Below are 21,385 nucleotides of genomic sequence, written 5' to 3' on the forward strand. Positions count from 1 at the left end.
TCCGGTTTAACTTGCTTCCAACCGCGATTGCACCCTTTCACGCGCGGCCTTGCTGTCGTTGAAACTCAACCCCATTGCAATACGGGCTTCTTCTACAATCTTGACCTCGCCCTCGTCGGTGTCGCCGTCGGCCAACACAATCTCCCACAAGGCATCCAGTGCGGCCAAGCGTTCCTTTTCCCCCGTCATCTCGCGGATCAACTTACCGAATGTGTCGGTTTCGGGCGCAGCGGCATGAAGCTTTTCACACGTCGCGCGAACCTTGGCAGCTTCGATGGCGTTATGTTGGTAAAGGCGAGCCAAAATGCGGTCAATAAGGCTGATTTCTTCAAGCTTATAGTCACGGTCAGCTTGCGCGACGCGCACCATCAACGCGCCTAATGCCAGTTCAGCGTCAGGGTCCGGCAGATGTGAGTGCTCTGGCGGGCGAAAAGCCTGAAAGAACTTTTTCAACATAGGGTCAGGTTATCCCATATTTTGTGTTCCGCCAAGTGTTTGCTACACGTCATAGCCTCGGATTATAACTAGATCACCAGTAGACACTGGATCACGCAAAGCTTTTGCGCTTTGGTATCCGACGCTATTGTAGCAGGCCAAGGCGCTTTCGTAGCTGGGGAATTCTATCACAACCGTGCGGTTGCGCGTAGTGCCTTCCATTAAAGTTTGTTCGCCGCCCCTAACCAAGAATTTTGCGCCGTATTCGGCAAAAGGCGCAGCGTTTGCAGCAATGTACTTCTTATATGATTCCATATCGTCAACATCGACATGGGCAACCCAATATCCTTTGGCCAAAAGGTATCCTCCCGCAAATTTTCAGCAGGTTGAGGATGAATGGACTTAAAAGCAATCCCCTATTATGATTGAAATGCAGAACGCGCTTTGTCTTGAAGCCACGCTAACATTTCGCGATAGGGCACAGGGCCGTAACTAATCCGCGCTACACCCAATTCCGCCAATTTGGGAGTATCAGGGGTACCAGGCAGGGCAATGATGTTTACCGGTAGCTCCGTGGAATCACACAGGCGAGCGATAAGCCTTTCATCCCTCAGACCCGGAGCGAAAAACCCGCTGGCTCCTGCATCGGCATATGCCTGAGCTCGTGCCATAGCGTCTTCCAGCATAACCTCGTCATGGGTGTCGGGGTGCGCTTTAAGGAAAATGTCAGTGCGCGCGTTTATGAATGCGGGAATCCCTGCCGCGTCACATCCCTCGCGCATTGCGGCAACGCGCGCTGACTGGGTTTCAATGTCGTATAAATCCTTGGTGCCCACGATTTGGTCTTCAAAGTTGAAACCAACGACCCCTGTTTCAAGTGCGCGTTGGACATTTGCCAGGATACCCAATGGCTTTTCGGCATAAGCGCCTTCAAAGTCCATCGTAACTGGTATGTCGACCGCGTCGACTATCCGGCCTGCGTTGTCCAGAGCCATGTCCAAAGGGATTTTTTGCCCATCCGAAAAACCTTGCGCCATTGCGACAGGGGCGCTGCCTGTTGCCAAGGCTTTGGCGCCTGCGTCCCGTACAGCAGTAGCGCTTCCTGCATCCCAAATGTTATACAGGATGACTGGATTCCCCTTTTCGTGCAGCGAAGTAAATGTTTCTGCATGCGTAATCTGTTTGTTCATAACCGACCTCCTGAAGAATGCAGCGGAAACCTCTAACCATGTATTTGACGTATCGCACAGAAGTGCGTGCCCAAGCCGTCACATTAGGGTGAACTAAAAAATAGAGATCATACCAGCCTGGATGTGTCTTTCGCAGCTCGCACGAAGTCCCTGAACAATGGATGAGGATCGAAGGGCTTTGACTTTAACTCTGGGTGATATTGCACGCCGATAAACCACGGGTGATCCGACCACTCAACGATTTCTGGCAAGCGACCGTCCGGTGACATACCTGAGAAGTTCAAACCCGCTTGTTCCAGCTTGTCACGATATTTTATGTCCACCTCGTAGCGGTGGCGGTGACGTTCTTCAATTGCAGTGCTTCCGTAAACTTCGGCCACCTTGGAACCTTCGCTGAGGACCGCGTCGTAGGCGCCAAGTCTCATGGTGCCCCCTTTGTCGTCGCCTACTTTGCGCTCGACTTTGTGATTACCTTGCACCCATTCCTTTAGGTGATAAACAACTGGTTCAAAACGCCTTTTCCCGGCTTCGTGGTCGAACTCCTCGGACCCGGCCTCGGAAATACCGGCGGCGTTCCGGGCTGCCTCGATGACAGCCATCTGCATACCCAGACATATACCAAGGTAGGGCACTTTATGCTCGCGCGCATATTGTGCTGCTTTAATTTTGCCCTCTGTACCGCGCTCACCAAACCCTCCGGGAACAAGAATAGCGTGGAATCCTTCAAGATGCGGCGCGGCATCCTCGGTGTCAAAAATTTCGGCATCCACCCATTCAACCTTTACCTTGACCCGGTTTGCCATGCCTCCGTGTGTAAGCGCCTCGGCAATCGACTTATAGGCGTCTTCGAGCTGAGTGTATTTGCCAACGATGGCGACCTTCACTTCGCCTTCGGCATTGTGGATACGGTCACTGACGTCTTCCCATTTTGCTAAATCGGGTTTGGGGGCTGGGCTGATTTGGAAAGCGTCCAGAACGGCTTGATCCAAACCCTCTCGGTGATAGGCAAGCGGTGCGTCGTATATCGTAGACAAATCCTGTGCGGCGATCACTGAATCAGGGCGCACATTACAGAACAGTGCCAGTTTCTCGCGTTCTTTAGTCGGAATCGGGCCTTCGGACCTGCAGACCAGAATATCGGGCGCCAGACCGATCGAGCGTAATTCCTTAACAGAGTGTTGAGTGGGCTTGGTTTTTAATTCGCCCGAAGCTTTGATGTAGGGCAGCAGGGTAAGATGCATGAAAATACACTGACCACGTGGTTTGTCCTGGCTGAACTGCCGGATTGCTTCGAAAAAGGGCAGGCCTTCGATATCGCCTACCGTACCGCCGATTTCACACAGCATGAAATCCACTTCGTCCTCGCCGATGGCGATGAAGTCCTTTATCTCATTGGTAACGTGAGGGATCACCTGAATCGTCTTTCCAAGGTAGTCGCCTCGACGTTCTTTTTCGAGCACGTTTGAGTATATCCGTCCGGAACTAACCGAGTCGGTCTTGCGAGCGGCGACCCCGGTAAAACGCTCATAGTGCCCAAGATCCAGATCGGTTTCGGCACCATCGTCGGTCACGAAAACTTCGCCATGTTCAAATGGGGACATGGTTCCGGGATCAACGTTGAGGTAAGGGTCGAGTTTTCGCAATCGGACAGAATATCCCCGCGCCTGCAACAAGGCTCCAAGCGCCGCCGAAGCAAGTCCTTTACCCAAAGATGAAACCACACCACCAGTGATGAAAATAAAACGAGCCATGTTTTTTCGGCTGCTCCCGTGAGACGTCATTATTAGCTGCCCGGCGGTTTAAAAAACCGCAGCACCACGGGACTTCACATATAAAGGATTCGCGTCAAAAGCGCAAGAGAACCGCAAGATGCTGTTGCTGTTCTTCTTTAGGTTTCTAGGTTTTGTGGCTTAGTCGGCCTGTGGGATCAGCGGTGCGTTATCGCCTTGCGCAGGAGGCAGCAAGTCATCGGCCAACGGAACCGCCGGTGTGCTTTCTTCGGTCGGAGCCGATGCGGGTACGCCAAGACGATCAATCACCGAGCTGCCCGAACTTTTCTGGGCCGCGAGAATGGTAAGCGTGATTGACGTAACAATGAAACACGCAGCAAGTATCCAGGTCAACTTGCCCAACGCGGTTGCAGCAGCGCGACCGGTCATGGCACCGCCACCGCCGCCGCCCATGCCAAGGCCACCGCCTTCGGACCGCTGCATCAAGACAACAGCAATCAGGCCAAGGGCCAAGAGGAGGTGGATGATGAGAACGACGTTTTCCATGGTCTTCCTGTGCGGCGTGACGTGTATCGCGTGGTACTTATGCAAGTTTGCAGTCGGGGGCAAGTGATGAGTTGGCCTCCAATTGCGTAATGGGTCAGATCACAGCAAAGGGGCTGGACAGCGTAGCAGGGACTCGCGCATGTTTCGGCCATGCCTCATGATGATCACGATCACCCGCACGCCCTTTTACCGCCCGAACCTGCGCTTCGTGTAAGGGCGCTCGAGACTGTTTTGATCCGCAAAGGTTTGATCGACCCCGCGGCGCTGGATGAAATCATCGACACCTATCAGAACAAGATAGGGCCGCAGAACGGTGCGCACGTGATTGCAAAAGCTTGGACTGATCCTGAATTCAAGCAGGCATTACTGGAAGATGCGACCTCTGTGGTGGCAGAATTAGGGTACCATGGGCGCCAGGGCGAGCACATCGTAGTGGCGGAAAACACTCCGGAACAGCATAACATGGTCGTCTGCACGTTATGTAGTTGCTACCCTTGGCCTCTGTTGGGCATACCACCGGGCTGGTACAAATCCGACGCCTATCGTGCAAGGGCGGTCCGAGAACCTCGTAAAGTGCTGTCCGAATTCGGTGTAACCTTACCCGTAGAAACGGCGGTGCGCGTGTGGGACTCAACCGCCGAAATACGATATCTCGTTTTGCCAATTCGTCCGGAAGGAAGCGAAAGTTTGAACGAAGAGGAGCTTGCTGCGCTTGTAACTCGGGACAGTATGATAGGTACCGGAATGCCAAGGGTGCCGTCATGACAAGAGTGCATGACATGGGTGGTCGTTTTGGCGATGGCGCGGTGACCCCAGAACCTGTGGATGCCCCTGTTTTTCAACATGACTGGCATGCGCGGGCTTTGGCGGTAACCCTTGCCGCTGGATCGTTGGGGCAATGGAATATCGACATATCGCGCCACGCCAGAGAAAAACTGTCACCAAAGGATTACACCCGGTTTTCTTATTATGAAAAGTGGATTTCAGCGCTTGCAGATCTCTTGGTCGAAAGCGGAGTTTTAACAGAGAATGATCTAAAAAATGTCGAAGAGGCTGGGGAACACCCGCTGGCAGACCGGAAATTGAAAGCCGAAGCTGTTGCAAAAGTACTGGCAAGTGGCGGCCCCGCAGATAGACCCTCAGATATACCATTTGCTTTTGATGTAGGGCAGGCAGTCCTTACAACGCGGCCTGCCGCTAATAGGTTGGTTGATGGCGGCCATACCCGTTTGCCTGCCTATGCTGCCGGGGCAAAAGGAAGAATACTGATGGTCCATGGAACTCATGTGTTGCCTGATTCCAGCGCGCATCGATTGGGGGATGCTCCAGAGCCACTCTACGCGGTTGCCTTCCCCGCTGCTGAACTTTGGGCGGATCCGGAGCATCCGAAAGATGAAGTAGTATTGGACCTTTGGCAAAGTTATTTGGAACCCGCATGAGCGGATGCATGTCGCACTCTGCCCCGGAACCAGCCTTTGCTGAGCCATGGCATGCACAGCTGTTTGCAGTGACAGTTGCGTTGAACGAAGCTGGACAGTTTGATTGGCCTGACTGGGCGGTGCGTTTTTCGCAAACACTAAAACGACATGGTTTGGATCGTGAATTGAATGGCGGCAATGACTATTTTTTTGCTTGGTTGGAAACTCTTGAGGCTTTGCTTGAAGAGCAGGGTGCCGCCAGCTCCAACGAAGTTGTTGAACTGCGAGTCGCCTGGGAAGACGCCTACCTTAGTACGCCGCATGGCCAACCCGTTCAGTTGAATGGCGAGTGAGATCTAAAACTCGTCAACTGCGGCGAAAAATCGGTTTCCCTGCTGCGCGAGCCTCGTTATATCAGCCGGGTTTGATATCTCAGCGCAAAAGGACCGGATATGGCCAATGTGGTTGTTGTCGGCGCCCAATGGGGTGACGAAGGAAAAGGCAAGATCGTGGATTGGCTCAGCGAACGGGCTGACGTGATCGCTCGCTTCCAAGGTGGACACAACGCCGGGCATACTCTGGTCATCGACGGTGAAGTTTACAAACTGCATGCGCTGCCATCGGGCGTTGTGCGCGGCGGAAAGTTGAGCGTCATCGGCAATGGTGTCGTGCTGGATCCATGGCATCTGATGAAGGAAATTGGCACGATCCGAGAGCAAGGAGTCGAAATCACACCGAATTCCTTAATGATTGCCGAGAATACCCCTTTGATCCTTCCGATCCACGGAGAGCTAGACCGAGCGCGTGAAGAAGCGGCCAGCAAAGGCACCAAAATTGGAACAACCGGCCGAGGTATTGGTCCTGCCTACGAGGATAAAGTAGGGCGCCGTTCAGTAAGGGTGGCTGACCTAGCCGACGAAGCAACATTGGAAGCTCGCGTAGATCGGGCATTGCAACACCATGATCCGCTTAGAAAAGGACTTGGTATTGTGTCTGTGGATCGCGACGCTTTGGTAGCGCAGCTAAAAGAGATTGCTCCGCAGATATTGCCATTTGCGGCACCGGTTTGGAAGGTTCTGAACGAAAAGCGCAAGGCGGGAAAACGCATCCTTTTCGAGGGAGCGCAAGGAGCTTTGCTCGACATCGATTTCGGTACTTACCCGTTTGTTACCTCGTCCAACGTAATCGCGGGTCAGGCAGCAACGGGCGTGGGAATCGGCCCGGGCTCGATTGATTTCGTACTCGGCATCGTTAAGGCCTATACAACGCGCGTGGGTGAGGGACCTTTCCCAACGGAACTTCACGATTCGGATGGGCAGCGATTGGGTGAACGGGGTCATGAGATCGGAACAACGACCGGTCGTCAACGCCGTTGTGGTTGGTTCGATGCCTGTTTGGTCCGCCAAACTTGTGCGACGAGCGGTGTAAATGGCATCTCACTTACCAAACTGGACGTGTTAGACGGTTTTGAGACATTGAAAATCTGCACTGGATACGACTTGGATGGAGAGCGGCTGGACTATCTTCCGATTGCGGCTGATCAACAGGCACGCTGCACTCCGATATACGAAGAAGTGCCGGGTTGGAGCGAATCCACAGAAGGCGCGCGCAGTTGGGCGGATTTACCCGCAAACGCGATAAAATATGTCCGTCGAATTGAAGAGTTGATTGAATGTCCAGTTGCATTGCTTTCGACCAGCCCGGAGCGGGACGACACCATTTTGGTGACAGACCCGTTTGCTGACTGATGGGCGGTGATCAGAAACCGGGCCTAAGTTATAAGGCGCGACGGAGATGGTCGCTGATGATCCTTGTGATCGGCTTGCCGCTTTATATCGTGGCTGTTGTGACTGTTGTAAACCTTCTCAATCGTCCGCCAATTTGGGTCGAGTTGCTGGTATATATCGTGCTGGGAATTTTGTGGGCACTGCCGTTCAAGTTTGTTTTCCGTGGTGTCGGCAAAGAGGACCCAGATCAAAACGGCAAATGACCGATCTGATTGTTTTTCAATAGTATCTTAAACGAAAATGGGCCAGAGAATGCTCTGGCCCAATAGGGATAAAATTGATTTGCGAGTTGCCTTAGCCTGCGGCGCGCGTGTCGTCCGGGCGGAACCCAATTTCGTTTGATGCAGCAAACCGGCCGCCGCCAGCCTTTTCAATCTTTCCATCGCGCAGCAGCTGTCCAAAGGTACGAAGGCTTTCCTCACGATTGAACGACTCTTGCTTTAGCGACCGCACCTTGTTCATCAATTGTGGACGCGAAAACTGTTCCTGTCCCTCGATAAACGAAAGATATGCAGCGGCCGCCTCCAGAAGATCCGGCAGCGACTGGGCGCCTTGTTCCCGTGCAAAGTGAGCAAACCCGCCTTCTTCTTCATCCACCTCCAGTTCATCTGAAGTAACGCGGCGGGGAGTTACAGGACCCGTATCGCGGTCATCCGTATCTATGCGCTGTTCGGCAACGAGTTTCAGCGGAGCCACAGTAGATCCTGGACGAGGGCTCTTTACCTGAACCTCAGGGCGTCGCGGACTGACAACCGATTCCAAATCGTCGCGATATTCCTTGTCGCTCTTTTCCTTACCCTCTGCACCCTTGCTGGCGCGTTCTGCCTCGGCCGCAGCCACGGCAGTCCGCAGATGTGAATAAGTTTCACGCTGATCCGAGGTTGAAGGATCGTCAAAACGTTCGTCCGCCTTGTCCATAAGGCGCGAAACGTCTTCTTCCAGACCGGTTTCCTCGTGGTAAGCGGTACGAATTGCTAGTTCGGATTCTACCAAAGAGATTTCGTCCAGCAGCCTTGCTTCATCTGCCGCAGTAAGGATGTTCTGATTTGCTTCAGGTTCATCACTTATAGCTTCATCCTGATCTTCCGAAGTATCCTGATCAGCCTCGAGAGTGGTCACAACTTCATCGGGTTCAATTTCCAAGGCTGCGTCGTCTTCGAGATCGGTGAACAGCACGTCACTTGATGCAACTTCGACCTCTTCTTCAGGCTCTTTCTGCTCAGGAATCTCGGCAGCTACCTCAATGGTCTCAGTTATTTCTACGTCGGTTTCTTCAATCTCGCCTTCAAGAAGTACGTCATCCTTAGCATCGACTTCGTCGGGAGCATTGATTTCTTGGATCAGCTCGGCCAAATCCTCGGCAGACGCTTCAGAGATTGGTTCTTGAATAGATAGTTCGTCAGTTTCGGCGACTTCGACTGATGGCGCTTCGGCTGTGGTCGGTTCTTCCTCAACATTTTCCTGCAGATCGCCCGCGCTGAGTGCGCCAGCCTCGAAAGCAGCAGAGATCGCATCGACCGGAGGTTGTGCAGGGGAAACGAATCCGCCGCCGTCTTCTTCGTCTTCACTGTATCGCGATGTGGTCTCACCAGAATGCGAAACAACAGCGCGAATGCGCTGCAACTTAGCTGCGATACTGTCTTCTTCGGCGGATTCACCCGCTTCGGAATCTGCAAAAAACTCTGCAGTGTCGTCAGCTGACGGTGTTTGTTGTGAAACAGTGGTGGGGGCCACAACCGAAGGCGACGCTGGGCCCGGCACTTCGTCAGCTGCGCGCAGCAGCAAACCGTCGTCGCTTTGGCTGGCTTCAATGTTTCGGGCGCGATTGCGTTGTGCAATTTGGGTCAACATTTCAGCGTCTGGCTGGGGGGGCTCGGAACCGAAATAACGGTCATCCGCTGCAAGATCGCGGAAGTATTCGGCAATCGCTTTCATTGTCTCAAACGAATCGTCGAAACCTTCCAATGTGCAGGAGAATGTACCGTAAGAAACGGTTAACACCTTGTTGTTCTGTACCATCAGACGCAGGTCCTCTACAAACTACCAAGTCACATTGTTGGGCGGAGTGCCCACCAATCGACTCTTAACTTTGCCTATGAGTCTATCATTTTGTGGTCTCATTATGTCCAAAACCGGGAATTATGGTCAATCTTGCCAAAATCAAACCAATTGTACGCGCTGAGGAGCCAATAGCGCTATTCGGCGGTGGCAAGATCGGCCCGCAAGATTTGAGTTTGGCGCTGAGTCGCGTCGATCGCTTGGTGGCCGCGGATGGCGGCGCGGCAATTCTTATCGATTCGGGTCACATGCCGGAGGCAGTAATCGGCGATCTGGACTCACTGGAACCACGACACCGAGATCGGATCCCTCCGGACCGTCTATTTCCGATCACCGAACAGGACAGCACCGATTTTGACAAGTCACTGCGTCATATTCAGGCGCCCTTGGTTTTGGGTTTGGGGTTTCTTGGCGAGCGAGTGGATCATAAACTGGCGACTTTTAATTCTCTTATCAGGCGCCAAGACCGTCCCTGCGTTCTGTTGGGTTCCAAAGAGATCGTGTTTCATGCTCCGCCACAGATTGAGTTGCCAATTGAACCTGAGCAAACCGTTTCGCTGTTTCCTTTGCGTCGCGTAACGGGGAGCAGCAAGGGGCTGGAGTGGCCGATTGACGAACTGGTAATGGAACCCGATGGTTTGGTAGGAACTTCGAACAAAGCGGTTGCGAATGTCGAGCTGCGGATCGACGGTCCTGGGCTACTTGTGATCCTCCCGCGTAGCGCGCTGGATATCGTTATGCAGGCGTTTCTGTCGGGCCAGACTGGACGCTGGCCCGCTCCCGTAGAATGACGTAAAGCCCTGCGGCGATCGTGATTAATATGCCAATTGCAGCGATTCCATTGGGTAGATCATTGAAGACCAGCCACCCGATCAGGGTTGCGACAGGAATTTCCAAGTACTGCATGGGGGCTAGCGTGGCGGACGGCGCATACCGCAAAGACCACGTCATCATTAGGTGGGCAAGTGTTCCGAGTAGGCCAATTGCAAATAAAAGCCAGTGAACATCCCTGTCGGGAATGATCAAGGAGATTTCCCAGATTTCACTAAAGGTACCAATAGCAAGCATTGGCATTAGAACGACGCTCGCCATTAGGCCTGAGACAGCTTGAAGAGCTATTGGGTCGGTGTCCTTGGCAATCTGTCGTGTCACGAGCATGAACAACGCAAAGACTACTGCTACAAACAAAGGCAGTAGCGCCGGAGCCCCGACTTCGGCAAAGCTGGGTTGGATGACAAGCAATGTACCGAGGAAACCGACAATACATGCGATCAACCGGCGCGGCCCAACCTCTTCGTTCAAAACATATCGGCCCAACAGCAACAATATAGAGGGCATGACAAATGCGATGGCGATTGCATCCGCCAATGGCAGGTATTGCAAGGCGCTGAACATCGCCGCGATACCGAGAATATGCAAAACGGTACGAAGAACCGTCAATCGCAACACGCGCCCATGCATGCGGAACGATCTACGGGTCAGCACTACTAATGGAACTAATATCACAGCCTGAGCAGCAAAGCGGACAAACACAAGGAGGCCGACAGGGGTCGACTCTGCCAACAGCTTGGCCATGGCGTCGCCCCAAGGGGCGAGTACACAAAAACCTAGCATCAGAAAGATGCCGAATACGGGCCGATCTTGAGTCATTACGGAGACGCTAACTTCTTACCAAGTAAGTGAAAAGGTGCCTCGCGCATTAATTTTCAACTATTGGTTGATACTTGGTGTAATCCGGTCCGATACAGCCGGGTAACTCGTCGCTCAGCGCCAACCAACTTAGTTTTTCTTCAACTGCAACGTTGAGCGAAGGTTCCAACAGACCGGGATTTTCGAGTGTGGCAACATACAAATGCATGACGTCCGACATTTTGACGGATCTAAATGAAATCGGAGTGCCGCAATGTGAGCAAAACGAACGCTCTACTCCGGGTGACGAAGCAAAACGCTTTGGTTCCTCACCCGTCCATCTCCACTGGCCGTCCCGAACTCCGAAATAGGTGGTCATCGGAGCTGCGCATTGGCGTCGGCAACTGTCGCAATGGCAATTCACGCAAGAAAGTATTGGCAGATCGACTTCGAAGCGGACTGCGCCGCATAAACAATGTCCTTGCATGGAATTCCTCGGATTTTGAAGTTTAAGGTTGGTGTCAGCAATTAGGCACGTTGACAGCCAGACCACCCAATGAGGTCTCCTTGTACTTCTCGTGCATGTCAAGCCCGGTTTGGCGCATGGTCTCAATGACTGCGTCCAGCGGCACAAAATGCTTTCCATCGCCGCGCAGTGCAAGTGATGCGGCAGAGACGGCCTTTATCGCGCCGAGACCATTGCGTTCGATACACGGTACCTGAACAAGACCCGCGACTGGATCGCAGGTCATACCTAAATGATGCTCGAGAGCGATTTCGGCCGCGTTTTCCACTTGCTCGGGAGAACCACCTAAAACTGCACACAAGCCGGCTGCAGCCATCGCAGAAGCGCTGCCGACCTCGGCTTGGCAGCCCGCCTCGGCGCCTGAAATCGAGGCATTGAACTTCACCAAACCACCAATGGCCGCAGCGGTGAGCAGGAAATCTTCAATCTTATTTTCTGACGCTCCCGGAACATGATCAAGATAATAGCGTATAACCGCAGGCAAAACGCCCGCTGCGCCGTTTGTCGGGGCAGTGACGACTTGACCCCCGGCGGCGTTTTCTTCATTCACCGCCATGGCATAAACGCTCATCCAATCGTTTATGGTATGCGGTGCATTCAGGTTCATTCCTCGTTCGGCTTGCAAAGCGTCATAGATACCCTTGGCGCGGCGGCGTACGTGCAATCCGCCTGGCAGAATGCCATCGGTTGTCAGTCCTCTTTCGATACAATCGTTCATTACTTGCCAAAGCCGCGCCGATCCTTTCGCGAAACCGTCGGCGCATCCACGGGCTATTTCGTTGTCCCGCTTCATTTGAGCTATGCTTTTGCCGCTATCTTTTGCCATCTGCAACATTTCGACCGCAGATTTGAAAGGGAAGGGAACCGGGGCTCCTTCTTCCGTTGCCTTGCCTTCGGCCAACTCTTCTTCGGTCAACACAAAACCGCCGCCGATCGAGTAATAAACCTGCCGTAAGATGACATCGCCCTGAGCATCGGTCGCCATTAGGATCATTCCGTTGGCGTGACCGGGCAAGGTGTTGTCGAAATCAAAGGTCAGGTCAGTCTTTGGGTCGAATGTGAGAGTGGGTAGTCCTTCGGGCGACACGGACTGGGTTTCGGCTATGTTTGCAAGAGCGATTTCAGCCTTTTCGTGATTGTAGGTATCGGGAACAAAGCCGGCTAACCCGAGAATTGTCGCCCGGTCTGTCGCGTGACCCACGCCTGTAAATGCCAGTGAACCGTGCAGCGAACCGCGCAGACCAGTGAATTCGAATGGTGAGGAACGCAGCAACTCCAAAAACCGTGCAGCTGCCACCATCGGTCCCATGGTATGCGAAGATGACGGGCCGATGCCCACTTTGAACATATCGAAGACAGAAAGAAACATTTCAGGTTGCAGACCCTTCTGGAGGATTGGCGTAATTTGGCGCAGTAAAAGGTGTAGCTCCCAAGGCCTCTGCAGCGACAGCTGCTCGTGTCGCTGGACGCGACTCCAGTTGCATCAGAATAGACTGCAGGTGGGGTGTGTCGGATAGCTGGAGCCAGCTACGATCCTCGCCAGAAGGATAAAGCGCCATCCAGCGCATCATGCAGGCAATGTAATAGGTTAAGATCGAAGGTTGTTCCGCTTTCAGCCAGTCCGGTTTAGTTTTCGCAAGAGCATCCAGCACACTTAGATGCCGCCGCAAACGACGCTGTACTCCCGAACGTAATGCTTGGGCGTACGAGGGATCGATATAAGCGTCGGCGTAGAAAACAAGGCGTAGGTCGGCGTGCAATGTATTTGATGCAAAGAACAGCCATTTCAAAAACGCCGCGCGATCCAGACTTTCTGGGCTTGGGGCCAATTGCCCGTGTCTGTCGGAAAGCCATAGCAAGATTGCCGCAGTTTCAAAAATCGGCCCCTGTTCGGTTTCCAGCACGGGGATCAAACCATTTGGATTGAGATTTCGGTAAGTTTCACTGTTTTGTTCGTTGCTGCGGCGGTCAACCAAAACAGTTTCAAAGGGCAGGCCCATCTCTTCTAGTGCCAGTCGGATCACCAGCGATGCATTGTCGGGCGCGTAATGTAGGCGGTAGCGTGTTTTCATGTCTCCTATGTAAGCGAAGTGATTGCATAGCGAAGACCTGATTGCGACGCTTCCCATTGGAAACGCGTATTGGGTTGGACAGTTAATATTGGTGCAAGCAAGATTGGCTCTCGCAGTTGCTGAAAGCTTTCCGTATATAACCCGCAGAAGACTGAGGGGAAGTTGCCATGACTGGTGAAATGTCGCCGATTGAACAGGCTAAATTCGTTGCGGCCAACCGCGCGGCTGAACTCGTTCAGGACGGGATGCGTGTCGGGCTTGGAACCGGATCAACGGCCGCATGGTTGGTTCGACGCCTGGGAGAGCGTGTGTCGAAAGAAGGGCTGAAAATTCGGGGTGTGCCAACTTCGACCGCGACAGCCCAACTGGCGCGAGAGGTCGGAATAGAAGTCGTTTCACTGGACCAAGCAGGATGGTTGGATCTGACTATCGATGGTGCCGACGAGTTTGATGGCGAGTTAAACCTGATCAAGGGCGGCGGGGCGGCTTTGTTGCAGGAAAAGATTGTGGCCACTGCAAGCGATCAAATGGTGGTAATCGCAGATGCTGGCAAAGAAGTGGAAACACTGGGCGCCTTCCCTTTGCCTGTGGAAGTGATCCCTTTCGGATGGCAAACAACAAAATTGCTGATCGAAGAGGCGTTGGACACAATGGATGTGCTTGGTAACTCAGTCACGTTACGCATGAACAGTGAGGCTCCCAAGGTCACGGATGAGGGCAACCACATTCTGGACCTGCATTTGAAGCGAATAGGTAACGCTCGGCAATTGGCGCTTGTTCTCAATCAAATCCCAGGCGTTGTGGAGAATGGTCTTTTTATCGATATCTGCGACAAAGTTGTTATCGGCCACGGGGATGGCAGGGTCGAACTGCGCAATTTGAATGAAGGTACAGTGGAAGTAGGTGAGCCCCGAAGTGGAGATAACCTGTTTTCCGATCTCGCAGGTTGAGCGGTGGTCAAGATGCTGAGTTCAGGGCTCAGGACATTCGGACTTTCGAACGTAGCGGGGTTGGCGGATATCAGGTCGCTCCCGAATACACATTGACTTTTAGTGAGCTGAACGAAGGAAACCAGCATGAGCTTTGACTATGATCTGTTTGTCATTGGTGGCGGATCAGGTGGCGTCCGTGCTGCGCGCGTCGCGGCAGGCGAAAACGGGGCCAAAGTGGCGCTGGCAGAAGAGGACCGCTATGGCGGCACCTGCGTAATTCGGGGATGTGTTCCAAAGAAACTAATGGTCTTTGCTAGCGAATACGCCGGTATGGTTGGGGAAGCACAGGCCTATGGCTGGGATATTGAGCCCGGGACATTCAATTGGGACAGCTTCCGCAGCAAGCTTCATAAAGAATTGGATCGACTGGAAGGTATCTATCGCAACATCCTGAAAAACAATGGCGTAGAAACATTTGATCAACGCGCGCGCCTCGTCGATGCACACACAGTTGAAATGGCGGATGGAGCACGCAAGACAGCTAAACATATTCTGGTGGCGACCGGAGGAAGACCAGTTGTACCTGATTTTCCCGGTTCGGAACTGGCGATTACTTCAAATGAAATATTTCATCTGGAGAAACTGCCGGAAACCATGCTGATCGTTGGGGGCGGCTACATAGCGTGTGAATTTGCCGGGATAATGAACGGAATGGGTGTAAAGACTACGCAATTCTATCGAGGAGCTCAGATTCTTCGTGGTTTTGACGATGAGGCACGCGGCTTGATAAGTGAAGAAATGTGCCAAAACGGAATTGACCTGCATCTGGGCACCAACGTGCTTGAGATGGAACGGCGTGGCGACAAGATTTGGGTCAAAGCGACTAATGGATCAGAGCTGCTGTTTGATGTCGTGATGTTCGCAACCGGACGTACGCCGAACTCGGATGATTTAGGCCTTGAGGCGCTGGGCGTCGCGCGGGGAAGAAAAGGTGAAATCATCGTCGATGAGTACAGCCAAACTGGTGTTCCGTCGATTTTTGCGATTGGCGATGTGACCGACCGCGTGAACCTGACGCCTGTTGCAATTCGTGAGGGGGTGGCCTTTGTGGAAACGATTTTCAAAGGCAATCCGACACCCGTCGATCACGAGTTGATTCCGACTGCGATTTTCACTCAACCCGAAATGGGAACTGTTGGTCTCAGCGAAGAAGAGGCCGCAGAGCAAGAGCCGATCGAGGTTTACGCGACTTCGTTCAAACCAATGCAAAAGGCATTTGCCGGGGGAACGCAGCGTGTGCTTATGAAACTGATCGTCAGTCAGGCTTCCCGAAAGGTGTTGGGTTGCCACATTGTTGCACCCGGCGCGGGAGAGATGATCCAGTTGGCCGGCATCGCCGTAAAGATGGGCGCAACCAAAGAAGATTTTGACAGAACGGTTGCGGTTCATCCAGTGATGGCCGAAGAACTGGTGACGATGCGGCAACCTGTTCGCACTGCTTGATTTGCAAGCGCGCGCACACAAGTTACAAGGGACCCCGTGATCACACGGACCTAAATGAAGGAACAGACACATATGGCGGGCAACAGCGGTGGCCCCTGGGGGGGCGGAGGCTCATCCGGCGGCGGAGGAAATCGGGGCAACAACGGCGACGGGCGTAAACCCCCCGAAGGCGATGGCCCACAGATTCCCGAAATCGACGAGCTTATGAAAAAAGGGCAGGAACAGCTGCGCGTGTTGATGGGTGGTCGTGGCGGTTCGGGTCGAGGCGGCAATGGTTCGGGTTCCGGGGGGGGTGGACCAGCTTTTACGAAGGGCACTGTCGCGGTCGCCATAGTTGCTGCAGCGATATTGTGGGGAGTGGCGAGTTTCTACACAGTTAAGCCCGAAGAACAGTCGGTTGAACTGTTTCTGGGTGAGTTTTCTGCTGTTGGAAACCCAGGCCTGAACTTCGCGCCTTGGCCAGTTGTAACGGCGGAGGTCATTCCAGTAACACGCGAACAGACCGAGGACATGGGCGGCGCGCGTGGCAGTGATGATGGTTTGATGCTGACCGGCGATGAAAATGTCGTCGATATTGACTATCAGGTTGTGTGGAACATCAATGACCCGGCCAAGTTCCTGTTTAACTTGCGCGATCCCCGACAGACGATCCGGGCCGTTTCGGAATCAGCGATGCGCGAGATTATCGCGCAAAGCGAGCTCGCTCCGATCCTGAACCGAGATCGCGGTATTATCGCCGACCGATTGCAGGAGCTGATCCAGTCTACGATGGACAGCTACGATTCGGGTGTGAACATAATCCGTGTGAACTTTGACAAAGCTGACCCACCGCAAGACGTAATTGCCTCATTCCGGGATGTTCAGGCTGCCGCACAAGAACGCGACCGTCTTCAGAACGTGGCCGATGCCTATGCGAACCGCGTCCTCGCTGAGGCGCGAGGTGAAGCAGCTCAGGTTCTTGAGGAAGCAGAGGCCTACCGCGCCCAGCAGATAAACAGCGCGATGGGTGAAGCAAGCCGTTTCAGCGCGGTCCTGGAAGAATACTCTAAGGCTCCGGAAGTGACCCGAAAACGCCTGTACCTCGAACGCATGGAGCAGGTGTTGGGTGATGTGGACAAGATTATCATAGACGAGAATTCAACCGGTCAAGGGCAAGGCGTCGTGCCTTATTTGCCGCTGAATGAATTGCGTCGCAACCAGGCTGAGGAGAGCAACTGATGCGTAAGTCAACATTAATCCTGCCGGTTGTTTTTGTCGCCATCGTTGCAGTTTTGTCCTCGATTTTCATCGTTGACGAACGTGAACGCGCCTTGGTCCTGCAGTTTGGCCGGGTCGTCGCCGTCAAGGAAGAGCCGGGTTTGGCATTCAAAATTCCTCTAATTCAGGAAGTTGTTCGCTACGACGACAGGATTCTGTCGATTGATGTTCAACCGCTGGAAGTCACGCCTCTGGATGATCGGCGATTGGTCGTAGATGCTTTTGCGCGGTATCGAATTGCCGATCTTGAGCAGTTCCGGCAAGCCGTAGGTGTAGGCGGAGTGCCGGTCGCAGAGGATCGTTTGGATCGAATCTTGCGCGCAGAAACTCGTGAAGTTCTGGGTTCGGTCTCGTCTCGGGATATTCTAAGTTCGGATCGTGCCGCGCTGATGCTGCGAATTCGTAACAGCGCGATTGCAGAAGCACAGGCGCTTGGTGTCAATGTAATCGACGTACGGCTCAAGGCTACTGATCTGCCGCAGGCCAACCTGGAAGCTACATTCGATAGGATGAAGGCCGAGCGGGAACGCGAGGCCACTGATGAACGTGCCCGCGGTAACGAGGCGGCGCAGCGTGTGCGAGCGCAGGCGGACAGGACAGTGGTGGAGCTTGTATCGGATGCACGCCGCGAAGCTGAGATTATTCGAGGCGAGGCGGATGCCGAGCGAAATGCGATCTTTGCCGAAGCTTACGGCGCAGATCCTGAGTTCTTTGAATTTTACCGTTCGCTCTCGGCCTACGAGCAGGCTCTGGGCGGGGGAAATAGTTCGATGGTGCTCAGTCCGGACTCCGATTTCTTCAACTATCTAAAGTCGCCCACAGGGCAGGCGGCCCAGTAATGGGTTTGATCCTACTGGCCATTGGGCTGGTATTGATTGTCGAGGGGCTGGCCTATGCGCTGGCCCCTTCGTTAATCGAGCGCATGCTCGAAGCGCTCCGTTCCTTGCCAGAGCAAGCGAGGCGAATTGCAGGTTTGCTTTGCGTTGTCAGTGGATTTGTCTTGGTTTGGGCAGCATATCAAATGGGTTTCTGATCCTGTGGTTTCACTTGACAGTGATTTCCCAGCGATCACGAGTTGCGGGTTAGGACAAACTGACTACATTGGTCAGTAAGTATGGGGGCCTTCGGGCCGTCACAGTAAGAGTTGTCTACAAGGAGACCCCAAGTGCAGGCGAAATCGCGCAGTATTTCCGTCCGGCGGGACGATGCAAGTGTCATGGTACGGTTAATGTGGCTGACTATTGTCGGGGCTCTGCTTGTTTTGGCACAAACAGTCGCTGCGCAAGCGCGCGGTGAAAGTCTGGCGCCGCTAGCGGAACAAATAAGCCCGGCGGTAGTGAATATTACAACCTCGACACTCGTTGAAGGACAAACCGGCCCACAGGGGATCGTGCCGGAAGGCTCTCCTTTCGAAGATTTTTTCCGCGAATTTCAGGATCGTAATGGTGACGATGACAATCGCCCTCGCCGTAGCAACGCTTTGGGGTCAGGATTTGTCATTTCAGAGGATGGCTTCATCGTCACCAACAACCACGTGATCGCTGAGGCCGATGAAATTCTAGTGGAGTTTTTTCCGGGCGACGGACAGCCTGTCAAAGAGCTGCCCGCCAAAGTGATTGGAACCGATGAAAAAACGGACATCGCGCTGCTTAAGGTTGAAGCAACGGGACCTTTGAAATACGTGACATTCGGTGACAGCGATACCGCGCGTGTGGGTGATTGGGTTATCGCAATGGGTAATCCCCTGGGTCAGGGTTTTTCAGTATCGGCAGGAATCGTTTCGGCAAGAAATCGTGCTTTGAGCGGGTCCTATGATGACTATATCCAAACCGACGCGGCTATTAACCGTGGAAACTCGGGTGGGCCCCTATTCAACATGGATGGAGAAGTAATCGGCGTTAATACCGCGATTCTGTCGCCTAATGGAGGGTCTATTGGGATCGGTTTTTCGATGGCGTCGAATGTGGTCATCAAGGTAGTTGACCAGCTGCGCGAATTTGGTGAAACGCGTCGAGGTTGGTTGGGCGTCCGAATTCAGGATGTGACCGAAGACATGGCAGAAGCGATGGGCTTGGATAAGCCTGGCGGAGCTTTGATCAGCGATGTTCCGGAAGGACCAGCTAAAGAGGCGGGACTGTTAGCAGGTGATGTCATCCTCAGCTTTGATGGCGTCGAGGTTGAAGACACGCGTGGGCTGGTGCGGCAAGTTGGTGAAACAACCGTTGGTAAGTCAGTGCGTGTCGTTGTGCACCGTGACGGAAGCACGCAGACCGTATTGGTGACACTGGGCCGCCGGGAAGATGCAGAACGTGTGGAAGAGGAAGAAGTCGAAGCGATAGAGGAGCAGGATGAAGAGAACAAGGACATTCTGGGTCTCACGGTTTCGCCACTGACTGAAACACTGCGCGAAGACATGGGTTTGGACCCTGAAATGGAGGGCTTGGTCGTTTCGAACGTCGACGAAGCCTCTGAAGCGTTTGCCAAAGGGTTGCGTGCCGGTGATGTGATCACCGAGGCTGGCCAACAAAAGGTAGCTTCGATCAGCGACCTGGAAGCTCGCATGGAAGAGGCAAGAGAAGCTGGCCGTAAATCTCTCCTTCTTCTTGTTCGACGCGGGGGTGAGCCACGGTTTGTTGCGTTGAGCCTGGAAGAATAGCGCTCTATCCACGGTTAAGAAGCTATAGGTCGGGGCGATGGTTCCGACCTAGCTGACTTTAATTTGGCCAGCAGTTTTTGTACCTTTGAAAAGTATAGAGCCATATGCCTGTAATGGCATATGGCTCCTGTACAGGGAGAGGTCGGTGGACAGATATCGGGGATGATAACCCGACCTCCTACGGTAACAGGAATCATCTTACTGCCGAAGCAGGCACAGGTATGTGAACCCGGTCACAGCCGGACGTTTCGTCAGATTAAGTCTGACTCCGCCAGCTGTTGTAGGGCGGCGATGTCGTGAATTTGAACACCTCCGCGCGAGGCCTCGACAACATTTATGCGTTTCCAGCCAGAAATAGTTTTGGACACAGCTTCTCTCGTTGCGCCGACAAATTCTGCCAGCTCACTCTGCGACAAGGTAATGCGCTGTGACGGGTCGTCTTGTAAATTTGCAAGGTGCAACAGCTTACGTGCCAATCGCACGGGCATTGGCAAGAAAACCTGCTCGTTCAATTGGCTTCCCATCCAACGCATCCTCAGTCCAGCAAGGCGGATCATATCGACCGCCAAATCAGGGTGTTGGCGAATCTGGTCCATCACGTCTTTCTGACGAACCCTTAGTACCCTAGACTTTTCAGCCGCAGTTACTGTTGCAGTTCGCGGTCCATTGTCGAAAAGCGCGATTTCTCCAAAAACCTCGCCAGGGCGCATCAAGCTAAGAGCCAGCTTTCGCCCGCTCATCGCTAGAAAGGAAACTTCCAACGTGCCGTCGAGAATTGCAAAAAGAGCGTCTCCTTCGTCGCCTTGCTCAAAAAGAACGTCACCGCGATTCAGAGTAAGCTCAGACGCTTGGGCGGCGAGCATCGAGCGCAGCCGTTCCGAAGCTTTCGAAAGGAATCCGCTGTTTGGAAATTCCATCATATGAGTGCGCGATTCTCTGCTAAAGTGGTGCCGGTGGTTACTCAACCTTCCACAGGTTGAACGCTAAGCCAAGGATTTTTCAAATTTCTTGCATTCTGCACCGGCGACAAAAACCGCTCATTGCTTGTCGGGGTCGTCCATATAGCTCTGCAACATGCTGAATTGCAGCATCAGAAATACCATCAGAGCGATAGGAAAGCCGAAGGTTTCGATCTTTACCCACAGATCGGTCGATAACGTGCGCCAGACTAACTCGTTGGCTGCCGCCAGAATTGCAAAGCATGCGCATAGACGACGCGTCAGAATCATCCAACCCTCATTTCTCATCGGCAACATCCCATCCAGCACATATGCCAGGTACGACTTACCTTGAAGCAGCCCAATGCCAAGTATGGCTGAAAAGAACCCATAGACCAGCGTGGTTTTCATTTTGAAAAACCGCTCGTCATTGAACCACGCGGTAAGCCCGCCGAAGAAAATCACCATAAACGCAGTGAAAATCTGCATTCTGCTAAGCTTACCCGTCAGCAGCCACAGAATACCCATCGCGCCCAGCATCAACGGCACAAAAATAACCGTTGCGACGATAAAGCCAGAGTATTCGACATTTCCGATTAGAAAGCTGTCATCACGCAGACGCAGGTAGATAAAGAAAAAGGCGAGTGGGGGACCAAGCTCTAACGCTTGTTTGAGAAAAGGGTTAATTTCTTTTTTGCCTGTCATGAT

24 protein-coding genes are annotated in these 21,385 nt (G+C 53.3%); 12 read left to right on the forward strand and 12 right to left on the reverse strand.

Annotated features, from left to right (window positions below; all coding sequences use genetic code 11):
* Positions 1 to 6: 6 nt before the first annotated feature.
* The 5 genes from AC2FNE_RS06040 to secG form a co-directional block, all read right to left on the reverse strand.
* Positions 7 to 456: a tellurite resistance TerB family protein gene (locus tag AC2FNE_RS06040; RefSeq protein WP_170475821.1), complete on the reverse strand. Its 450-nt coding sequence runs from the start codon at positions 454 to 456 to the stop codon at positions 7 to 9.
* Between the two features lie 42 nt (positions 457 to 498).
* Entirely contained in the window at positions 499 to 792 is a 294-nt protein-coding gene (locus tag AC2FNE_RS06045) for a DUF1330 domain-containing protein (protein WP_170475819.1), read from the reverse strand.
* Between the two features lie 62 nt (positions 793 to 854).
* Positions 855 to 1,625, reverse strand: coding sequence for an isocitrate lyase/PEP mutase family protein (locus AC2FNE_RS06050; protein ID WP_170475817.1), 771 nt, complete (start codon positions 1,623 to 1,625; stop codon positions 855 to 857).
* 107 nt (positions 1,626 to 1,732) lie between these two features.
* Complete coding sequence (pyrG, locus tag AC2FNE_RS06055) at positions 1,733 to 3,376, reverse strand: CTP synthase (RefSeq protein ID WP_170475815.1); 1,644 nt, start codon at positions 3,374 to 3,376, stop codon at positions 1,733 to 1,735.
* 159 nt (positions 3,377 to 3,535) lie between these two features.
* Positions 3,536 to 3,901 (reverse strand): preprotein translocase subunit SecG, encoded by a 366-nt coding sequence (gene secG / locus AC2FNE_RS06060; protein ID WP_170476577.1) that lies wholly within the window; start codon positions 3,899 to 3,901, stop codon positions 3,536 to 3,538.
* Between the two features lie 150 nt (positions 3,902 to 4,051).
* On the opposite strand from secG, the gene nthA reads away from it, so the two are divergent.
* The 5 genes from nthA (at position 4,052) to AC2FNE_RS06085 (ending at position 7,309) form a co-directional block, all read left to right on the forward strand.
* Entirely contained in the window at positions 4,052 to 4,666 is a 615-nt protein-coding gene (gene nthA / locus AC2FNE_RS06065; protein ID WP_170603813.1) for a nitrile hydratase subunit alpha, read from the forward strand.
* Positions 4,663 to 5,340: a nitrile hydratase subunit beta gene (gene nthB / locus AC2FNE_RS06070; RefSeq protein ID WP_496804959.1), complete on the forward strand. Its 678-nt coding sequence runs from the start codon at positions 4,663 to 4,665 to the stop codon at positions 5,338 to 5,340. The genes nthA and nthB overlap by 4 nt, the downstream gene beginning before the upstream one ends.
* Entirely contained in the window at positions 5,337 to 5,672 is a 336-nt protein-coding gene (locus AC2FNE_RS06075) for a nitrile hydratase accessory protein (RefSeq protein ID WP_170603811.1), read from the forward strand. Before nthB ends, AC2FNE_RS06075 begins: the two co-directional genes overlap by 4 nt.
* Positions 5,673 to 5,771: 99 nt before the next feature.
* On the forward strand, positions 5,772 to 7,067 hold the full coding sequence (locus AC2FNE_RS06080; RefSeq protein ID WP_496804960.1) for an adenylosuccinate synthase: 1,296 nt from the start codon (positions 5,772 to 5,774) through the stop codon (positions 7,065 to 7,067).
* Positions 7,067 to 7,309 carry a DUF2842 domain-containing protein gene (locus AC2FNE_RS06085; RefSeq protein ID WP_170475805.1) on the forward strand — a complete coding sequence of 81 codons (243 nt, stop codon included), beginning with the start codon at positions 7,067 to 7,069 and terminating at the stop codon, positions 7,307 to 7,309. The genes AC2FNE_RS06080 and AC2FNE_RS06085 overlap by 1 nt, the downstream gene beginning before the upstream one ends.
* A gap of 91 nt (positions 7,310 to 7,400) precedes the next feature.
* Here AC2FNE_RS06085 and AC2FNE_RS06090 read toward each other — a convergent pair whose 3' ends face one another.
* A complete protein-coding gene (locus AC2FNE_RS06090) occupies positions 7,401 to 9,125 on the reverse strand; it encodes a hypothetical protein (RefSeq protein WP_496804961.1) in 1,725 nt (574 codons plus the stop codon).
* A 122-nt stretch (positions 9,126 to 9,247) separates the two neighbouring features.
* On the opposite strand from AC2FNE_RS06090, the gene AC2FNE_RS06095 reads away from it, so the two are divergent.
* A complete protein-coding gene (locus AC2FNE_RS06095; RefSeq protein WP_170475801.1) occupies positions 9,248 to 9,955 on the forward strand; it encodes a thiamine diphosphokinase in 708 nt (235 codons plus the stop codon).
* On the opposite strand, the gene AC2FNE_RS06100 is transcribed toward AC2FNE_RS06095, so the two are convergent.
* Genes AC2FNE_RS06100 through AC2FNE_RS06115 form a run of 4 tightly spaced genes read right to left on the reverse strand, consistent with a single transcriptional unit; the run spans position 9,900 to position 13,391 of the window.
* Positions 9,900 to 10,814 (reverse strand): DMT family transporter, encoded by a 915-nt coding sequence (locus tag AC2FNE_RS06100; RefSeq protein WP_496804962.1) that lies wholly within the window; start codon positions 10,812 to 10,814, stop codon positions 9,900 to 9,902. The genes AC2FNE_RS06095 and AC2FNE_RS06100 overlap by 56 nt on opposite strands.
* 49 nt (positions 10,815 to 10,863) lie before the next feature.
* A complete protein-coding gene (locus AC2FNE_RS06105; RefSeq protein WP_170475798.1) occupies positions 10,864 to 11,280 on the reverse strand; it encodes a GFA family protein in 417 nt (138 codons plus the stop codon).
* Positions 11,281 to 11,314: 34 nt separating this feature from the next.
* Complete coding sequence (locus AC2FNE_RS06110; RefSeq protein ID WP_496804963.1) at positions 11,315 to 12,688, reverse strand: L-serine ammonia-lyase; 1,374 nt, start codon at positions 12,686 to 12,688, stop codon at positions 11,315 to 11,317.
* Position 12,689: 1 nt separating this feature from the next.
* A complete protein-coding gene (locus AC2FNE_RS06115; protein ID WP_496804964.1) occupies positions 12,690 to 13,391 on the reverse strand; it encodes a glutathione S-transferase family protein in 702 nt (233 codons plus the stop codon).
* Positions 13,392 to 13,558: 167 nt separating this feature from the next.
* Between AC2FNE_RS06115 and rpiA the strand changes: the two genes are divergently transcribed.
* The 6 genes from rpiA (at position 13,559) to AC2FNE_RS06145 (ending at position 19,739) form a co-directional block, all read left to right on the forward strand.
* Complete coding sequence (gene rpiA, locus AC2FNE_RS06120; protein WP_170475792.1) at positions 13,559 to 14,341, forward strand: ribose-5-phosphate isomerase RpiA; 783 nt, start codon at positions 13,559 to 13,561, stop codon at positions 14,339 to 14,341.
* 126 nt (positions 14,342 to 14,467) lie between these two features.
* Positions 14,468 to 15,826: a glutathione-disulfide reductase gene (gene gor, locus AC2FNE_RS06125; RefSeq protein ID WP_170603806.1), complete on the forward strand. Its 1,359-nt coding sequence runs from the start codon at positions 14,468 to 14,470 to the stop codon at positions 15,824 to 15,826.
* A 72-nt stretch (positions 15,827 to 15,898) separates the two neighbouring features.
* On the forward strand, positions 15,899 to 17,044 hold the full coding sequence (hflK, locus tag AC2FNE_RS06130; RefSeq protein WP_496804965.1) for an FtsH protease activity modulator HflK: 1,146 nt from the start codon (positions 15,899 to 15,901) through the stop codon (positions 17,042 to 17,044).
* Complete coding sequence (gene hflC / locus AC2FNE_RS06135) at positions 17,044 to 17,922, forward strand: protease modulator HflC (RefSeq protein WP_170475788.1); 879 nt, start codon at positions 17,044 to 17,046, stop codon at positions 17,920 to 17,922. Before hflK ends, hflC begins: the two co-directional genes overlap by 1 nt.
* Entirely contained in the window at positions 17,922 to 18,116 is a 195-nt protein-coding gene (locus AC2FNE_RS06140) for a DUF2065 domain-containing protein (protein WP_170475786.1), read from the forward strand. Before hflC ends, AC2FNE_RS06140 begins: the two co-directional genes overlap by 1 nt.
* A 183-nt stretch (positions 18,117 to 18,299) precedes the next feature.
* Positions 18,300 to 19,739: a Do family serine endopeptidase gene (locus tag AC2FNE_RS06145; RefSeq protein ID WP_496804989.1), complete on the forward strand. Its 1,440-nt coding sequence runs from the start codon at positions 18,300 to 18,302 to the stop codon at positions 19,737 to 19,739.
* Positions 19,740 to 19,990: 251 nt separating this feature from the next.
* Here the strand turns inward: AC2FNE_RS06145 and AC2FNE_RS06150 are convergent, their stop codons facing one another.
* Entirely contained in the window at positions 19,991 to 20,659 is a 669-nt protein-coding gene (locus tag AC2FNE_RS06150; protein ID WP_170475782.1) for a Crp/Fnr family transcriptional regulator, read from the reverse strand.
* 117 nt (positions 20,660 to 20,776) lie between these two features.
* Positions 20,777 to 21,382, reverse strand: a complete 606-nt coding sequence (locus AC2FNE_RS06155; protein ID WP_170475780.1) for an inner membrane-spanning protein YciB — start codon at positions 21,380 to 21,382, stop codon at positions 20,777 to 20,779.
* Between the last annotated feature and the right edge of the window lie 3 nt (positions 21,383 to 21,385).

Source organism: Ruegeria sp. YKSD179, from assembly GCF_059612885.1.

Coding starts and splice junctions, on each gene's coding strand:
- AC2FNE_RS06040 (WP_170475821.1), bottom strand. CDS start 456: ATGTTGAAAAAGTTCTTTCAGGCTTTTCGCCCGCCAGAGCACTCACAT.
- AC2FNE_RS06050 (WP_170475817.1), bottom strand. CDS start 1,625: ATGAACAAACAGATTACGCATGCAGAAACATTTACTTCGCTGCACGAA.
- pyrG (WP_170475815.1), bottom strand. CDS start 3,376: ATGGCTCGTTTTATTTTCATCACTGGTGGTGTGGTTTCATCTTTGGGT.
- secG (WP_170476577.1), bottom strand. CDS start 3,901: ATGGAAAACGTCGTTCTCATCATCCACCTCCTCTTGGCCCTTGGCCTG.
- nthA (WP_170603813.1), top strand. CDS start 4,052: ATGCCTCATGATGATCACGATCACCCGCACGCCCTTTTACCGCCCGAA.
- nthB (WP_496804959.1), top strand. CDS start 4,663: ATGACAAGAGTGCATGACATGGGTGGTCGTTTTGGCGATGGCGCGGTG.
- AC2FNE_RS06075 (WP_170603811.1), top strand. CDS start 5,337: ATGAGCGGATGCATGTCGCACTCTGCCCCGGAACCAGCCTTTGCTGAG.
- AC2FNE_RS06080 (WP_496804960.1), top strand. CDS start 5,772: ATGGCCAATGTGGTTGTTGTCGGCGCCCAATGGGGTGACGAAGGAAAA.
- AC2FNE_RS06085 (WP_170475805.1), top strand. CDS start 7,067: ATGGGCGGTGATCAGAAACCGGGCCTAAGTTATAAGGCGCGACGGAGA.
- AC2FNE_RS06090 (WP_496804961.1), bottom strand. CDS start 9,125: ATGGTACAGAACAACAAGGTGTTAACCGTTTCTTACGGTACATTCTCC.
- AC2FNE_RS06095 (WP_170475801.1), top strand. CDS start 9,248: ATGGTCAATCTTGCCAAAATCAAACCAATTGTACGCGCTGAGGAGCCA.
- AC2FNE_RS06100 (WP_496804962.1), bottom strand. CDS start 10,814: ATGACTCAAGATCGGCCCGTATTCGGCATCTTTCTGATGCTAGGTTTT.
- AC2FNE_RS06105 (WP_170475798.1), bottom strand. CDS start 11,280: ATGCAAGGACATTGTTTATGCGGCGCAGTCCGCTTCGAAGTCGATCTG.
- AC2FNE_RS06110 (WP_496804963.1), bottom strand. CDS start 12,688: ATGTTTCTTTCTGTCTTCGATATGTTCAAAGTGGGCATCGGCCCGTCA.
- AC2FNE_RS06115 (WP_496804964.1), bottom strand. CDS start 13,391: ATGAAAACACGCTACCGCCTACATTACGCGCCCGACAATGCATCGCTG.
- rpiA (WP_170475792.1), top strand. CDS start 13,559: ATGACTGGTGAAATGTCGCCGATTGAACAGGCTAAATTCGTTGCGGCC.
- gor (WP_170603806.1), top strand. CDS start 14,468: ATGAGCTTTGACTATGATCTGTTTGTCATTGGTGGCGGATCAGGTGGC.
- hflK (WP_496804965.1), top strand. CDS start 15,899: ATGGCGGGCAACAGCGGTGGCCCCTGGGGGGGCGGAGGCTCATCCGGC.
- hflC (WP_170475788.1), top strand. CDS start 17,044: ATGCGTAAGTCAACATTAATCCTGCCGGTTGTTTTTGTCGCCATCGTT.
- AC2FNE_RS06140 (WP_170475786.1), top strand. CDS start 17,922: ATGGGTTTGATCCTACTGGCCATTGGGCTGGTATTGATTGTCGAGGGG.
- AC2FNE_RS06145 (WP_496804989.1), top strand. CDS start 18,300: ATGGTACGGTTAATGTGGCTGACTATTGTCGGGGCTCTGCTTGTTTTG.
- AC2FNE_RS06150 (WP_170475782.1), bottom strand. CDS start 20,659: ATGATGGAATTTCCAAACAGCGGATTCCTTTCGAAAGCTTCGGAACGG.
- AC2FNE_RS06155 (WP_170475780.1), bottom strand. CDS start 21,382: ATGACAGGCAAAAAAGAAATTAACCCTTTTCTCAAACAAGCGTTAGAG.